Origin of the sequence: Rheinheimera sp. D18, from assembly GCF_004345025.1 — a bacterium.
Taxonomy (GTDB): domain Bacteria; phylum Pseudomonadota; class Gammaproteobacteria; order Enterobacterales; family Alteromonadaceae; genus Alishewanella; species Alishewanella metallidurans.
Genome location: NZ_CP037745.1, coordinates 2549234 through 2565388 on the forward strand (window position 1 = coordinate 2549234; position 16155 = coordinate 2565388).

Below are 16155 nucleotides of genomic sequence, written 5' to 3' on the forward strand. Positions count from 1 at the left end.
GCGGCGAATGTCAGGCTTTACTTTGTTAGAGTTGATGGTAGTAGTAGCAGTAGTGGCGATTTTGGCCGGTGTTGGCATACCTGCTATGAATAACTTTCTGGAAGACTCGCGCGCAGAGGCGAGGCTAACCGAAGTATCTCGGATGTTTGCTTTTGCTCGCTCTCAAGCTGCTTCAACCAGGTCACCGGTAACCATTTGCCCATTAACCAATAACGCCTGTGGCAATAACTGGCAAGGCCCGATCAGTGTATTTAATGACCCCAACAATAATCGTCAGCTAGATGCAAACGAAACCGTGCTGCGGGTTACTGAGGCCTCAGCAGCTAATGACACCATCAACTTTGCCATCGCAGGTGTGACTTTTTCCGCTAACGGCACTGCCAGTGCAAATGGCATGATGTCGTATTGTCCGGCAGGTAAAGCCGATAAAGCAGCACAACTGACGTTATTACAATCTGGCCGCTCCAGGGTGAGTAAACAAGGTGTGAATTGCCCATAAGCATCAAATAGCTGTAAAAAATGCCGGCAAGCCGGCATTTTTTTGCTGCGAAGTTATCGCAAAGTATTACGGTCTAACTCACGTGCTACGGCTTTACTAAATTCGCCATCTCGCTCGACGCATTCAAAAACCTGGGTAATAGCAAGGCGGGCACCCCGCTCTACCGCAACCTGTTCGTTGCGCAGCATACGTTCAAGATTGGCATTTTGATTTTTCGGTTGATTGCGATAGTCACGAATTACCTGACGTTTATCAGATAACTCTAAGTGACACTTATAACCATACTCCGACCCTGTTTTCCGGATAAACTGGAACCACTGCAGGCGTTGATGAAAAACACGTTATTAGAGCAACCGGTGCTGTGGGCCGATGAAACAACAGTCAACGTGCTGGATGTGGAGAAAAGTAATTGCTACATGTGGGTGTACGGCTGCGGCCTCGAGTCATCAACGGGGGCTAAGCTGGTACTGTTTGATTACCAGGATGGTCGTGGAGGTAAACATCCCAAAGCTTATCTTGATGGTTACAACGGGTATCTGCAGGTGGATGGCTATGCCGGCTATGAGCAAACGGAAGCGACCTTAGTCGGTTGCTGGGCGCACGCCAGGCGTAAGTTCGTCGAAGCACAAAAAGCCCATGGTAAAGGCAAAACCGGCAAAGCTGACTGGGCCATCCATCATATCCAGAAGCTGTATGCGCTGGAAAGTAACCTGAAAACTCAGAGCGCTGAAGTGAAATACCGAGAGCGACAGAAGGTCGCCAAGCCCTTGTTGCAACAACTGTTGGATTGGCTGGAGAAATCCAAAGACACCATTCCAACAGAAAGCCCGCTGGGTAAGGCCATCACCTACAGCCTGAATCAATGGCCGAAGCTGATACACTATCTGGATGATGGCAGATTGAATATCGACAACAACCGCGCCGAGCGTGCCATAAAGCCCTTCGTCATCGGCCGCAAAGCCTGGTTGTTTGCCAATACCACATCAGGAGCTAATGCCAGTGCAACACTTTACGGTTTGGTCGAAACAGCCAAAATCAACGGCCTCGAGCCGTCCGAATACCTGACCAGACTGTTTACCGAATTGCCACTAGCTGACACAGAAGAGAAACTCAGGAAGTTACTGCCGTTCTAAATCAACCAGCGACCACGCGAAAAGGTGTGGTTGCTGTTACGTTTACTGATCATCAATGACAACAGCATGGCAATCAGCAGTTCTGACAGACTAAAACCTGCCGTGTTGCGCATCAGACCTACCCCCGGTTGGCTGTTATCAACAGGCCGGCTCTGTCAGCGCCTCTACGACAACCGGTTATTTGTTCTGGCTGCTGCGCCAGCCGGCGCCGCCAGGCCATCGTCAGCTGTATTGTCGCCCCCTGTGGCGTAACACAGACTGCAGCGTCGTGTAAGCCACCGGAGGGATGCTGCAAACGCAGCAATATACGATTTAGTTGAATGGCATTGATGTATTCAGCAGAACAGCTGGCGGGTGGTAAACAAGCCGCCGGTCTGGAACCTTCGGTAAAAGCGGTAACTTCACTTAGCAGCGGCAGCAGCGCCCGGTTCGCCGCCAATTCGCTCACAACACTGTTACTCAGTGCCACAGCCTGAGTGCGTTGCAAAGCGTCCTGCACCTGTTTTATCGCCAGTGTCTGGCCTGCCAACACGCCAAGCAACCCCAGTTTTAAAATCAGCAGACTCACCAGCGCTTCGACCAGACTGAAACCATGTTGTAACTGCATATCCGTATGCCCAAGGCCAATCAATTTAACCTTAAAGTTACAACATTATTTCAAAAGATCAAATTTAAATGCTTTTTACCAGCAACGGTCGACATCCGCAGCAGTAAAACCGCCTTGCGCCCCCTTTTGTCCGGTATGTGTCAGCAGCAAAGTGCCACAGCCATCGCTTTGTATCGAGGTCGGCGCTGCACTAAGCCTGTAAGTTCGCTCAGCAACAGCCGCAAGCGCAAAAGTGTAACGCGCAGCCAGATCGTTGCGGCATTGCAAATTAGGCAGTACAAAACCATTTGGATTGTAGCGCATATTCTGTGTGTAGCTGCGCTCCATAACTTGTGATAGTTCCATTAAACACGCTTGGGCGGCAGTGCGGTTTGATGTTAATACATAGTCACGATAAGACGGGAAAGCGACAGATGCCAGAATTCCTATTATCAATACGACTATCATCACTTCTACCAGCGAAAACCCTGTTTGTTTGTTTTTATTCATTAGTTAACTCCCGCCAAGTCAAGCGACGTCCCAGCGCAACCACATTTATTGGTCGGCTTGGTGGTGTTGATGCATCACCCTGGCCAGACACTTCGGTGTAAATTGGTTTGCCATCTTTGTCCTCAGTTTTAATTACGGTGTAGCCAACCGTTGGTGCTGCTGTTTTTACACCGCTAGTCGGCACACCGTTAGAAAAATTAGCCGTATTAAAGAAATTGCGTTTTAAGCGCCCACCTTTATAAGGGTCTATCGCCATACGCCAACTTATACCTCCGGCTAAACAGGGATCATCATCAGGTTTCAGCGTGTTGATAACCAGCACGTTATCTATCATCAAAGGAGGTAACACTACGCGCTCACCACCGGCACCCAAATCAATGTACCAGCCTTTTTCAGCACTCTGTAGTGCAGTACTTGATTCCAGAGCACGATAATCGCCGCTTTCCTGATAAGTTCTGGCTTTTAAATTACTTCGGGTGAGTGTTATGGCGGTGTTATTTTCACCGGTTTCATCAACAAAACCATAAATGGTCTGCTTACTGGTACTGGTTTTATCCGTCACCGATAAATAACTGCCTGTACCAAACATAACCCAGGTTTTACCGGTACTAGGCTCACGACTAATAGAAATACCAGAGGTTATTGGTTGGGGTTCAGTCCCTATTTTAGCAGTGAATATAGGAGAGTTGCTGTTAGCTAGTCCCCATTGGCTGGTATTTGATTTGCTAATATCGAACTTCCAGATATTACCCTGATAATCGCCAGCATAGACATAATCTACATTGCCATCTAAGTCCATGTCCCAACTTTCCAGCTGAGCAAAACCATTAGGGGCAGCACTAGAGGTTGGCAAAGCAATTTTTTTAATCGTTGCGCCAGTGGCTAAATTAAATACCAGAATGCCACCTTTATTAGTGCTGTTGTTATAGCCATAGCCAATAATACCTATCCACTTACCATCATTAGCTCTGGCAATTAGCACCTTCCCCGTGTTCTGACCTAGTTCAGGGTGTGATACCTCCCATAATGGCGTAATTTCCGCCGGATTCGTGGCGTCCAAAGCAAAGATACTATTTGTACTACCCGCTGCACCACGGCCCAGTGTGCCCAGCACTAATGTTTTCCATTTTGCACCGGTACCACCGATATCAACATAGGCATCGCCCGCTGCTAGAACACCATCAACATAATATTGATGCTGATAATCCGGATCGGCCAGATGCTTTAATCTTGGCAATACAGCTTTAGGCACATAGGCGAATAATTCTTTACCTGCCCCGGCACCTAAATTTGCATTATCGCTAAAAGCATGCAGCATACCGTCATTTGTACCAACATAAACTACGCCTTTACGTGCTTTATTGGCTTCTATATGAGCTAAATAAGAGGCTGACTCAGGCCAGCCGTTACGATGGTAGTTTTTACGCTCAGCAGCACCAACGTATAAAGGCGCTGAGTGGGCAATATCACCAAGTAACGAACTGCGTGTACGAAACACACCATTAGTTTTACCAATCTCTGACGACTGATCTCCACGTAAATAATTAACTAGTTTTTCTTTATTATTGATTTCAGCAGTTGTCGTCAGTGCTAATTCTGTTGTGGTGACCTCTGTCGCCTTAAAATCACTAAGTGTAGTGCCTTTAAAGTACTTTATATTACGGACGTCGTGACTTGGTATACCTTCTGATGCTTTCCAGGCTATTTTCATGCCGTTATCAGCATCGTAAGTCCATAAGTCACCTGACCAGTCATCCCCTTTGTATCGGCCCTGAAATATCTTAGCGCCCGTTTGTGAGCTAGTACTTACACCCCCAAGGTTAGATGCCGAGCCAGTACCCGAATTCATCTGCTGCAAAGCTTTGGCTAGTTTGCCAGCAAACTCCCCGGCTTCGCTGGCGTTAAAGAAACCGCCCCGGCTATTTACCGCGGCATGCAGTAAATCATCTAATTTTGCCGAGTCACGGGCGGCCGGATTAGGCCATTTAATCTCGGTTTTATTTTTTATCGCATCAAAAGCCGCATCTGGATTACTTGGATAGAGTTCAGTGGGTATACCCAAGGACACACCAAAGGTAGTCATATTCTGCCAAAATGCCGGATTGTATTCTTTATCATTTACCGGAACTAAATTATCCACTAAAGGTAATAAATCGTTTTTCCAGTAATGCATAGCAATATCGGCCAGCGTGTTACTGTACTCATCTTTAAATGGATCGCTGGATTTATACTGGCCAGTTTCCGTACCGGGCCCCGGAATTAGCGGACCATCATCTTTATCCGCGTTATCTACGCCGCTGTAATCATCATTGTAGTAACCATCGGTCATTAATATAGTAAAGCTTTGCCGGCAGGTACGGATCTTGCTATCTTCATCTGACGGATTGTCACGCCAAGGCTTGTTTTGCTGAAAATATTTACCGGCAGCATCTAATGCCGTTCTTAAAGGAGTACCGCCAGAAGCACCTTGAGAATATAGTGAATTATAAAATCCACTGCGCCCGGTACCACTGAACTCAGTAACATCCGTTTTAACCAAACCAGAATGGTTCAGAGCACCATAACCAACACGCATCTCCGGTTTTAATTTTTCATGCGCGAAGGCTTCACCTATCGCCCACTTAGAGGTTTGAATACGGGTTCTATAAAACGCAAACCAGTTAGCAAATTTTTGCTTCTCGGTATCGGACACTTTTTTATAGTCGTAGCACCTGTCATCATAAATGCCATGAGTACAACTTGAGTTATAAGTGTAGTAAAACGCATGGCCGGCTTTGCCATTCGGGCTGATAGTAAAACCGGTACGCCAGGAATTATTAAACGCGGCCTGATAATAAAAATCATCCATTATTGCGCGGTAATTAGTTTCCAGGTTGATCGTGCCGCTAGATGGATCATAACCGTTAATCGGTGCTGCCTTAAAACTTACTTCATCCATAACGCTGCCATCAGCTTTTCTCGGCCGATCATATTTTTCATTTGGATTAAAGTAAGATTTATTCTGAGCAGATGACGCCAGATAGCGCTTACCGGTCATATCATAATAACAAGTGTTGTTGGCTCCCGCATAACTGCCTGCGCCTTTACAGACTTCAGTAAAATATCTCGGATCCCATGAGTACTTCTCCAGCTCACCTACCAAGCTGTCTGGGGTAAAGCCCCAGCGCATAGACCCGGAATCATCAATAACAAACAGAATATTCGGTGGCAAGCCCGTCGCAGTTTGCAACGGGTTGTCGGCAATACTAATAGTATTTGCGGCAGCTTCACCTATTGCCATTCCCAGGGCGGAGCACAGCAGTACACAACTGAATTTACCAGAAAGCAGGCTTTTCATTACAACGGTACTCCTATAGTGGTTTGCAACATGACTACAGCACGGCCAACGGCCGGTGCTGTACGCGCTGTTATTCTGAAGGCTTCCATTTCGCAGTCTACCGCCGGGTTAGCTGAAACAGCCCGGCAACCGGCAGAACTTTGATACAAGCCTAAATGTTCAATAATAAATTGGGTTGCTGGCATCTCGGCTGAATCAGCGGCACGGGCTTGCCATACTGTTGCAGGATCAACCCAGTAATCAGGAGTTGTAGCCGTAATTATGCGCTCTGGCAGTAAGTTTGGCGTTGCCAGCTCATTGGCTTCAACCAAACGTTCGGCGGCAAATATAGTGGCTTCTACGGCTTGTAGTGAGAGCTCTTTGTCGTATAAGTTAGCTGTCATTTTTTCCTGCACACCCGCATTTCGCATTGAAGTTATTGCTAAAGTGCTAATAGCTAACAATAACAACAGTGCCACTATCAGTGCGACTCCACGATGCTTTGCAATTGAATGGGTCATTTTCTACTCCACTAGCGATTACGCAAATTAATCATATAAGTAAACGTCAAGGCATCTGCGGCCAGTTGCACATTAGCCGGTGCAACCATTTGCAACTGCACTTGAACTGCAATAACGTCTGACCACTGAGCTACATTGTCTGCAGCCCGCAAAGCGGTATTGGTGCTTTCCAGATAACGAAAAGTTAATTGTTGAACACCGCGTAATATCTCATCCGTTGCCAGTGCGGTATTATTGCCGGTGCGTCGTGGGGTCCCGCGGTATAAACTGCGCACGCCGTTTGCTGCGCCGATATACCAGGATACAGCTTCAAACCGGGTTAACATGGCGTTATTGCCAAAACGGTGCGGCGAGCCGTTAGTAGTACATACCGTTGGAAACCCCAGGCCTTTACTGCAATTGCCCGGAGTCTGAGAGCCGCCGGTATTATGCACAACAGTTTGGTTAGGCGCATTTGGCCCTGTCATCTGAAAAATCGCGGTATGGTTGTCATCACAGGCCATAACAATATCGCCCCGCGCTAAACCATGATTGGCCCGGTTTACAAATAACACAGCTGAGGAGGCGTTAGGCTGGTGATCATGAATCGATACGCTAGTGCCACCACCGAACATAAGTTGAATTGCCTCAGAATTATTGACCGGTGCTGGCGAACCCAAGGCAGTCGGTACATTAGCAGCCGTGTAACCCAGAATACCCGCCTGATTAGCTTGCCAGTTCGCCCACCAAGCTGTGCCTGCATTGTTGAGTACATTGGAAACACTGCCGTTATTGGTACAGCCTGAAAAACCTGCGCTTCGAATATCATGCGCCATCAACTGAAAGGCAATGCGGGCATTTTCCTGCATACTCGATAACGCTTCGTTAACACGGTAAGTTGTTTGGTTTGCAATAAACACCCCGGTTACACCGCCAATAAGTACTAAACCCAGTACCATAGCGATCATCAGTTCAACCAGAGTTAAACCCTGCTGTTTCACCCAATATAGTGCTTTCATTACAACGTCACCCTGTAGTTTAATTGCATCGCATCACTGCCTTGCACACCCCGGCTATCATCCCAGCGCACATTAATGAGTACTTCGCTGCCATTTACCGCCGCAATTAAACAAGCGCTCTGCCCCAGCCGTAATTTTAAGTGATCTGCCCATACTTTATGCTGACTGCCACCATCTTCGCAGTTACCAAGGTATTCATTGCGGGCTCTGGCGGTACCCAGTCGTTCAGCTGCGACATTTGCACGCATATTTTCACCCAGGCTATGCGCGACAAGGGTTGCTACAGTGCGTTCGTGTGCACTTTGCACATTTCGAACACCACTGCTTTGCAGCGCGGCGACGCCAAGCAGACCAATGCCCAAAACCAAAACAGCTATCATCACTTCTAACAAAGAAACGCCGCGTTGTGTTTTAAGCGATAAGACAGATTTATGCACAGGTCGTTACTCCTCTGGTAATACTAATACTGCCACCGGCTACAAAATTTAACGTCCGGGTATTGTCGGTAACAGCTGAAGAGGTAGTGCAAACCCGCAGACTAGAAGCAAATCCAGCACCATTATTGTCACGGACTAAACCTGCACCGGTAAATACAATATTTGTCGCCGCCGGGCCTGAAATATTTAAACCACTGGCCACTCGGCCCTGTGCGACAATATCATTACCCACTATTACCAACCAATTGTCCCAGTCAGCGCTCGCGGCACAGCTTGTACCATCTGTAGTGGCACACAGCATTACGTTTTGTGAGCGTTTGATAGCTTCACTTCGTGCCATATGAAAAGCAGACAATAATTGATTAGTCGCGCTGGTTAATCGGTTCCCCTGCACCAAACTATTAAAAGACGGTACAGCGACGGTAGCGACGATTGCCAAGACCGCAATGGCTACCATTAATTCAACCAGAGTAAAACCGGCTCGCGCTTTAGTTAGTGCTATTACACGGCACATAATGATTCCTGTAAGTTAACGGCAAATTTTAAGAATAAATTTTACTGCTTTACCCTAGCAAGGGTTGCTTTGCCAAACCAGTAGATTCTGGATAAGTGGTTATTTCAGCCGATAAGTGGTTAGCATAGTGATAACTGCTGCTTTACTCTGGCTAAAGCGCGGCGGCTAACTTCAAGTTTATCTGCGACATTGTCCAGCAGTATATAGTGCGTACCATCGGCCATTGTTTGCAGCGATCTAAACCAGGCTTTGTTAATTAAACAATTGCGGTGAATACGCAACAGCTGCTGTGGGTACTGTTGCTCAAGCTGCGTTAAACTTAAATCCAGCAAAGCAGAGCCTTCTGTAAATACCATTCGGGTGTATTTTTGGTCGGCTGTAAAGTAATACACGGCGCTTAGCTTAGTTTGGCGTTGTTGCTGGCCAAGCTGATAACTTATCTGTACCGCTTTGTCGCTGCTTTTATCCAAGTGCGCCCTTGTCAGCGCGCCTACTTTTTGCAACGCTAATGCAAGTCGCTCTTGTGAAACCGGCTTTAGTAAATAATCACTGGGGCTAGCTTCATAAGCTGCTAATGCATGTTGTGGGTGCGCGGTAACAAAGATCACTGCAGGTGGGACCGGTAACTGCAATATCTGACAACCTAACTCAATACCAGACTGCCCCGGCATAGCAATATCCAGCAACACCAACTCAGGTTGCAATTGCTGAATATATTCCAGCGCTTGCACTGCTGTTTCTGCTTGTGCAACACATTGGTGTTCTGGAAACTGTGCCAGCAGTCGCACTAAACGCGATCGAGCCAGTGGTTCATCATCAACAATAAGAATACGCATTAGTTATGCCTCTGACTTAACGGAATAACCAGTTTAACTCTGAAGATGCCTGCACTATTGCTGGCAGTAAGCTGGGCACCATTACCATAGTGCAATTGCAAACGTTGGCGAATATTGTCTAATGCAATACCGTTACCCGGCCTGTCGCTGTGTTTCGATTCAAACGGATTAACAATCACAACAGCTAACGATTGGCTGCTTTGTACTATATCAACCTGCAACGTAGCAGGGTGGGTACAGCTTTCTATACCATGTCGCACTGCATTTTCCAGCAGTGGCTGCACCGTCAGTGCAGGTATTTTAATTTGCTGTAGATTTGCAGGCTGCAGCCATTCTACCGTCATTCTATTACCCAGCCGCCATTGCTCAAGCGACAAATATTGCCTGGCCAAAGTTAATTCATCTACCAGCCAGACCTGCTCGCCGGCATGTAATGCTGCACGAAATAGAGCAGACAAATCCAGCAAGGCTTGTTCAGCCGCAGGCGGGTCAATATGGATCAGTTCTGCCACGGTATTGAGGCTGTTAAATAAAAAATGTGGTTGAATACGAGCCTGCAAAGCCGTTAGCTCCGCTTTGCTTTGCGCTTGTAGTTGAATGCTGCGCTCGCTGTGCATAATAAAAAATTGCATGGCAATAATAGCGACAATTAGCGCCACCATCAGATTGCTGAACAGAAAAACCGCTAACGATTGACTAAACTGACCCGGCCTATCGGTCATAGCAATAAAAGCCAGATAGCTGATTACTAAGGTTATGGTCAAAAAAATTATACAGCAGGCTAACAATATCTTAGCTGGCGACAATCTATTTAGCCCAGAACGAAGCAAACAAAACAACAAGGTAGTTAACAATGCCACCCAATGCACAAACAGACTAATTAAGCCCAGTCTTAACCACAGATCGTTATGGATACCTGGCGCAAACGCCAATACTACAGCCACTGCCTGAGCCAGCACGGCGCAACGTAATAAAAAGCGACCATGGCACAAATACGGTAGTTGTAACTCCGGCAATCTCAACTGTATCGACATAGCTTACTCAGAATAAAATCTCTGAGGCAGTGTACACCGAGCGTGATAGAAAAGTTAAGCATGGCCTGCAAGGCTGCAGGCCAGTGAGGGTTTACCTAAGCTCTGCAGGTATCGCAAACACCACGTTTTCTTCACGGCCGGGGTTTTCGGTTAAAGTTTTTCCGCCCCATTGCTGTAATTGTTTAACAACCTGCTGTACTAGTACTTCAGGTGCTGACGCGCCAGCGGTTACGCCGACGGCTTTTACGCCATTTAACCATGCCTGTTGAATATCATCGGCAGTATCTATTAAATACGCCGTACACCCCATTTTGTCGGCAAGTTCGCGTAACCGGTTTGAATTACTACTGTTCTTTGCGCCAACTACTAACAGTAAATCGGCTTTACTGGCTAAATCACGCACGGCGTCTTGCCGATTTTGTGTGGCATAGCAAATATCATCTTTGCGCGGTCCTTCAATATCAGGAAAGCGTTGACGTAAGGCGTCAATGACATCAGCAGTGTCATCAACTGATAACGTGGTTTGGCTACTAAAACATAATTGCGCTGGGTTTTTAACAACAAGCGCCGCAACATCTTCTACCGACTCAACTAAATAAATACCACCAGCAGAATTGTCGTACTGGCCCATAGTACCTTCAACTTCAGGGTGTCCGGCGTGGCCTATTAAAATACACTCGATACCCTTGCGGCTGGCGCGCGTGACTTCCATATGCACTTTGGTTACTAGTGGGCAGGTCGCATCAAATACCTTTAAACCACGTTGCTTCGCGTTTTCACGCACGGCTTGAGAAACACCGTGTGCGCTAAAAATAACAATGTTGCCATCCGGTACTTCATTTAGCTCATCCACAAATACCGCGCCACGGCGGCGTAGGCCATCGACTACAAATTTGTTATGTACCACTTCGTGGCGCACATAAATTGGCGGTTCATATAATTCAAGCGCACGTTCAACAATGCTAATAGCTCGGTCGACACCAGCACAAAAACCACGTGGATTGGCTAACAAAATATCCATAATTTAGCTTACCTGTATTATTTCGACACTAAATGTCAGTGTTTGGCCCGCTAGCGGATGGTTAAAATCTATTGTGACGGATTCACCAACCACATCACGCACTAAGCCTGGGATTTCAGAACCATCTTGCATAGTAAAACCAATAATTGCGCCCACTTCTGCCGGTGCATCAGGCGAAAACTTACTACGGTCCACATAGTAAATATTATCTGGATTAGGCATACCGTAAGCGTCCTCTGGTGCCAGCGTAAAGGTTTTCTTATCGCCAGCTTTAAGGCCAGTTAGCTGCGCTTCAAACTCAGGCGATATGCTGGTATCGCCCATTTGCACTTTAGAGGGTTTATTATGTACGCGAGTACTTTCTGCGGCGCTGCCGTCAGATAGCTTAATATCAAAGTGAAAAATTACTGTGCTATTTGCACCTATTACTGACTCATTCATTTTTTCACCTCGTTATGGCTAAAGCTGTCCCAAATTAATAATACGGCACCGATACAAATGGCCGAGTCAGCAATATTAAACGCCGGATAATGCCAATTTTGATAATGCAGGTGCAAAAAGTCGATAACGTAACCGTACAAGGTGCGATCGATCAAATTGCCAATAGCTCCGGCTAATACTAAACTCAGCGCTAAATTAAGCTTTAGCTGAGTTTTGTTATTGCGTGCTAACCACACCGCAAGCAGCACACTGATGACAACCGCTATGGCAGTAAAAAACCAGCGCTGCCAGCCACCGGCGTCACTCAAAAATGAGAATGCCGCGCCGTGGTTTCGCACATAAGTTAAGTTAAATACCGGTAGCAGTGGTATTGACTCAAATAACTGCATATTAGCAATAACAATCTGTTTAGTCAGTTGATCTAACACTAACACCAGCAGCATTAACCACCATAAGCGCCAACCGCTGTTTTTAAATAACGTCATTAAGCAAATGCTCTCATCTCGCCCACACCTTCTACGTTGGTCACGCAGCGCAAGCATAAACCTGGATGCGCCGCATTAGCACCAACATCGTGGCGATGATGCCAACAGCGCTCGCACTTATCACCTTTAGATGCAGCAACATGCACGCTTAAGCCGGCAAGTTCGGTTTTAACTGCATCACTTGGTACTGCTGCAGTGCTAACCTGTGCGGTTGAGGTAATAAGCACAAAGCGTAATTCGTCACCTAATTTTGCCAGATCAGAGGCAAGAGCGTCTGATGCGTACAGCGTTACCTCAGCTTGTAACGATGCGCCAATTTTTTCTTCACGACGTGCAGCTTCCAATACTTTGTTTACTTCATCGCGAACTTGCAATAACTGCTGCCAAAATTCATCGCTAAATTTACCAGTGGTTAAACCCGTAAAGCCGGTATACCATACATCAGTAAACACAAACTCGTCACGCTCACCTGGCAGTTCTTGCCAAATTTCCTGTGCGGTAAAGCTCATTATTGGTGCCATCCAGCGCACCATGGCTTGGGCAATATGGTACAGCGCGGTTTGACAAGAACGGCGGGCTAAACCATCGGTATGCGCGGTATATTGACGATCTTTAATCACATCTAAATAGAAGCTACCCAATTCTACGGTACAGAAGTTCATCAGCTTGCCACTAACCTGATGGAACTGATAGTTGTCATAGGCATCGACAATTTCTTGCTGCAGCTTAGCGGCACGGTTAACGCCCCATAAATCTAATTCGACCATTTGCTCAAAAGGCACTAAATCGGTTTTAGGGTTAAAACCATTTAAATTAGCTAATAAAAACCGCGCGGTATTACGAATGCGTCGATATTTATCAGCGGCACGATTTAAAATTTCATCTGACACGGTCATTTCAGAGGTGTAATCAGTGGTGGCAACCCATAAACGTAAAATATCGGCGCCCAGCTTGTTCATTACATCTTGCGGCGATACCACATTACCCAATGATTTAGACATTTTACGGCCATCACCATCTACAGTAAAACCGTGGGTTAATACCTGCTTATAGGGTGCTTTGTGCTTAATGCTCACGCCGGTCATTAATGACGACATAAACCAACCACGGTGCTGATCCGAGCCTTCTAAATATAAATCGGCTTGATCAGCGCCGCCAAACTCGTCGCGTACGCCAATGACGCAAGCATGAGTTACACCAGAGTCGAACCAGACATCTAGCGTATCAGTTACTTTTACATACTGATTAGCATCGGCGGCAATCAGTGTTTTAGCGTCTAAATCAAACCATGCTTGAATACCGTCTTTCTCAACCAGCTTGGCAACTTGTTCCATTAACGCAGCCGTATTTGGATGCAACGCACCGGTATCTTTATCAACAAACAGCGCAATAGGTACGCCCCATGTACGCTGGCGTGAAATACACCAGTCTGGCCGACCGGCAACCATCTTTTCAATTCGTTGCTGGCCCCAATCTGGGATCCAGCGGGTTTGCTCAATTTGCTCTAACGAGGTTTTCCGTAAACCGTGCTGATCCATGCTAATAAACCACTGTGGCGTAGCACGGAAAATAATCGGTGTTTTATGGCGCCAGCAATGCGGGTAGCTGTGTTTGTAGGCTTTATGTAGCAACAAAGCACCGGCTTCTTTTAGCGCGTCAACTACGCTGTCATTGGCCTTAAAGACATGCTGACCCGCAAATAACGGTGTATCGGGTAAATAAACGCCGTTGGCACCCACTGGGTTGGCAACTTCTAAGTTATATAGTTTGCCAACAATAAAGTCTTCTTGACCATGGCCCGGCGCAGTATGTACGCAACCAGTACCCGACTCCGTTGTTACGTGCTCGCCCATAATAAGTGGCACATTAAAATCATATAACGGGTGTTTAACTTGCACCAGTTCAAGCGCAGCGCCTTTGGCAAAACCTAATGCATGATAGTGTTCTATGCCAGCACGAGCCATTACGTCATTGACAAGATCGGTAGCAATAATTAACCGCTCAGCACCATTTGGTCCCTGCTCAATTTGCACTAAGCTGTAATCTAACTTGGCATTTAACGCCACCGCTCGGTTGGCGGGAATAGTCCACGGCGTGGTAGTCCAAATAACGACCGATACCTTACCTTGGCCACGCTTATCTGCGGGATGATCAAAACGATCAACTGCGGTTTCATCAACTAAGGCAAAACGCACATCAATAGCCGGAGATACCTTATCTTGATATTCGACTTCAGCTTCCGCTAATGCCGAGCCGCAATCGGTACACCAATGCACCGGTTTAAAGCCCTGCTGTAAGTGACCATTGCTGATAATTTTAGCTAATGAACGAATGATATTGGCTTCAAAATCGAAGTCCATAGTGCGGTATGGGTTTTGCCAGTCGCCCAGTACACCTAAGCGAATAAAGTCGGTGCGCTGTGCATCGATTTGCGTTGCCGCATATTCGCGGCATTTTTGTCTAAATTCGGCAGCGGTAAGTTTAACGCCGGGTTTACCGTATTTTTTCTCTACCACCAACTCGATAGGCAGGCCGTGACAATCCCAACCTGGCACATAGGGCGCATCAAAATCAGACAAGGTTTTAGCTTTAACAATAATATCTTTCAATATTTTGTTAACAGCATGCCCAATGTGAATATTGCCGTTAGCGTACGGTGGGCCGTCGTGCAAAATAAAGCTTTTTTTGCCTTTTTTTGCTGCACGAATTTTGCCGTATAAGTCTGCTTCGGTCCATTTAGCCAGCATTTGTGGTTCACGCTGCGCCAGATTGGCGCGCATCGCAAAAGCCGTTTCTGGCAAATTCAGGGTATGCTTGTAGTCGCTCATCCGTTTGGTTCCGTCTTATCAGTAGTTGCGTGCGCTTGTAATAAAGCGTTACGCTGAAAAAATACTTTTGCTGCAGTTACATCCGCAGCAATTTGTTGTTGTAACGCAGCTAGCCCATCAAAACGTTGCTCACTTCGCAGCTTATGCTGCAACACAACTTCAATCTGACTACCATATAAATCGCCTTTAAAATCAAAAAGATGCGCCTCAAGTTGCTGCCGCTGTCCTTGTACAGTCGGGCGATTACCTATATTTGCTACGCCATGAAACTGCCCAAACACGGTGCTGGCCGTTATGGCGTAAACACCAGCAACGGGCAACTTACGCCGGTATAAAAATACATTGGCGGTGGGGAATCCTAAATCACGGCCCAGTTTACGGCCATGGCGCACTCGCCCCGTTAAAGCAAAAGGCCGCCCCAACATGTCAGCAGCCAACTGTAGCTGATCTTCTGCTAAGGCTTGACGCACTAAGGTGCTGCTAATTCGCCGCTCACCTAGTATCAGGCTAGACGTACTATACAAGCCAAACTGATGTTGCTGTGCCGCTTGCGCCAACATGTCGAAGCTGCCACTACGGTTTTTACCGAAATGAAAATCATCACCAACAATTAAATGTGCTACGCCTAACTGATCCAATAATAGCTTCTGTATAAACTGCTGAGGCTGCTGCGCGGCAAACTCAGCGGTAAAATTAACACACAACAGGCGATCAATACCCAGCTGAGCTAATGCCGTATACTTTTCTCTAAACCGAGTTAAGCGCGCCGGTGCGGCTAATCCAGCAAACAACTCAAGTGGTTGCGGCTCAAATAGCATAACGCACGACGGTAATTGCTGTTGCTTAGCAATAGCAATTACCTTAGCTAACACCGCTTGATGGCCTAAATGTACACCATCAAAATTACCGATGGTAAGCACACAACCACGATGTTGCGCCTGAATATTATGTAAGCCGCGTATAAACTCCATGCCTGCCGTTTCTAACTGCTGATTA

At 46.7% G+C, this 16155-nt stretch carries 17 protein-coding genes; 2 read left to right on the forward strand and 15 right to left on the reverse strand.

The features are described from left to right. Nucleotides 1–7 precede the first annotated feature (7 nt). Both E0Z06_RS12025 and E0Z06_RS12030 read left to right on the forward strand, forming a co-directional pair. Nucleotides 8–499, forward strand: a complete 492-nt coding sequence (locus E0Z06_RS12025; RefSeq protein WP_165907400.1) for a GspH/FimT family protein — start codon at nt 8–10, stop codon at nt 497–499. Between the two features lie 266 nt (nt 500–765). After that, nucleotides 766–1632 carry an IS66 family transposase gene (locus E0Z06_RS12030; RefSeq protein ID WP_347812428.1) on the forward strand — a complete coding sequence of 289 codons (867 nt, stop codon included), beginning with the start codon at nt 766–768 and terminating at the stop codon, nt 1630–1632. Here E0Z06_RS12030 and E0Z06_RS12035 read toward each other — a convergent pair. The 15 genes from E0Z06_RS12035 to ribF all read right to left on the reverse strand — a co-directional run bounded on the left by E0Z06_RS12035 (nt 1629) and on the right by ribF (nt 16130). Next, on the reverse strand, nt 1629–1745 hold the full coding sequence (locus E0Z06_RS12035) for a prepilin-type N-terminal cleavage/methylation domain-containing protein (RefSeq protein WP_132585005.1): 117 nt from the start codon (nt 1743–1745) through the stop codon (nt 1629–1631). The two genes, E0Z06_RS12030 and E0Z06_RS12035, sit on opposite strands and share 4 nt — an antisense overlap. Before the next feature lie 5 nt (nt 1746–1750). Next, nucleotides 1751–2239, reverse strand: coding sequence for a hypothetical protein (locus E0Z06_RS12040; protein ID WP_132585007.1), 489 nt, complete (start codon nt 2237–2239; stop codon nt 1751–1753). Between the two features lie 75 nt (nt 2240–2314). Then, a complete protein-coding gene (locus E0Z06_RS12045; RefSeq protein ID WP_132585009.1) occupies nt 2315–2728 on the reverse strand; it encodes a type IV pilin protein in 414 nt (137 codons plus the stop codon). Further along, on the reverse strand, nt 2721–6065 hold the full coding sequence (locus E0Z06_RS12050; RefSeq protein ID WP_132585011.1) for a PilC/PilY family type IV pilus protein: 3345 nt from the start codon (nt 6063–6065) through the stop codon (nt 2721–2723). Before E0Z06_RS12050 ends, E0Z06_RS12045 begins: the two co-directional genes overlap by 8 nt. Further along, nucleotides 6065–6565: a PilX N-terminal domain-containing pilus assembly protein gene (locus E0Z06_RS12055; protein WP_132585013.1), complete on the reverse strand. Its 501-nt coding sequence runs from the start codon at nt 6563–6565 to the stop codon at nt 6065–6067. Before E0Z06_RS12055 ends, E0Z06_RS12050 begins: the two co-directional genes overlap by 1 nt. An 11-nt stretch (nt 6566–6576) precedes the next feature. Then, nucleotides 6577–7563, reverse strand: a complete 987-nt coding sequence (locus E0Z06_RS12060; RefSeq protein WP_132585015.1) for a prepilin-type N-terminal cleavage/methylation domain-containing protein — start codon at nt 7561–7563, stop codon at nt 6577–6579. Then, nucleotides 7563–8000 carry a type IV pilus modification protein PilV gene (gene pilV / locus E0Z06_RS12065; protein ID WP_132585017.1) on the reverse strand — a complete coding sequence of 146 codons (438 nt, stop codon included), beginning with the start codon at nt 7998–8000 and terminating at the stop codon, nt 7563–7565. Before pilV ends, E0Z06_RS12060 begins: the two co-directional genes overlap by 1 nt. Continuing rightward, the gene (locus E0Z06_RS12070) at nt 7993–8514 is read right to left on the reverse strand and encodes a GspH/FimT family pseudopilin (protein WP_132585019.1); all 522 of its coding nucleotides are present in this window, start codon (nt 8512–8514) and stop codon (nt 7993–7995) included. Before E0Z06_RS12070 ends, pilV begins: the two co-directional genes overlap by 8 nt. Nucleotides 8515–8633: 119 nt before the next feature. Further along, complete coding sequence (locus E0Z06_RS12075) at nt 8634–9350, reverse strand: LytTR family DNA-binding domain-containing protein (protein ID WP_132585021.1); 717 nt, start codon at nt 9348–9350, stop codon at nt 8634–8636. Further along, nucleotides 9350–10384 carry a histidine kinase gene (locus tag E0Z06_RS12080; RefSeq protein WP_132585023.1) on the reverse strand — a complete coding sequence of 345 codons (1035 nt, stop codon included), beginning with the start codon at nt 10382–10384 and terminating at the stop codon, nt 9350–9352. The genes E0Z06_RS12075 and E0Z06_RS12080 overlap by 1 nt, the downstream gene beginning before the upstream one ends. A gap of 91 nt (nt 10385–10475) precedes the next feature. After that, nucleotides 10476–11405 (reverse strand): 4-hydroxy-3-methylbut-2-enyl diphosphate reductase, encoded by a 930-nt coding sequence (gene ispH, locus E0Z06_RS12085; RefSeq protein WP_132585025.1) that lies wholly within the window; start codon nt 11403–11405, stop codon nt 10476–10478. Nucleotides 11406–11408: 3 nt separating this feature from the next. Continuing rightward, complete coding sequence (fkpB, locus tag E0Z06_RS12090; protein WP_132585027.1) at nt 11409–11846, reverse strand: FKBP-type peptidyl-prolyl cis-trans isomerase; 438 nt, start codon at nt 11844–11846, stop codon at nt 11409–11411. Continuing rightward, complete coding sequence (gene lspA, locus E0Z06_RS12095) at nt 11843–12331, reverse strand: signal peptidase II (protein WP_132585029.1); 489 nt, start codon at nt 12329–12331, stop codon at nt 11843–11845. Before lspA ends, fkpB begins: the two co-directional genes overlap by 4 nt. Further along, on the reverse strand, nt 12331–15159 hold the full coding sequence (gene ileS / locus E0Z06_RS12100) for an isoleucine--tRNA ligase (protein WP_132585031.1): 2829 nt from the start codon (nt 15157–15159) through the stop codon (nt 12331–12333). The genes lspA and ileS overlap by 1 nt, the downstream gene beginning before the upstream one ends. Continuing rightward, the gene (gene ribF / locus E0Z06_RS12105; protein WP_132585033.1) at nt 15156–16130 is read right to left on the reverse strand and encodes a bifunctional riboflavin kinase/FAD synthetase; all 975 of its coding nucleotides are present in this window, start codon (nt 16128–16130) and stop codon (nt 15156–15158) included. Before ribF ends, ileS begins: the two co-directional genes overlap by 4 nt. Nucleotides 16131–16155: the final 25 nt, after the last annotated feature.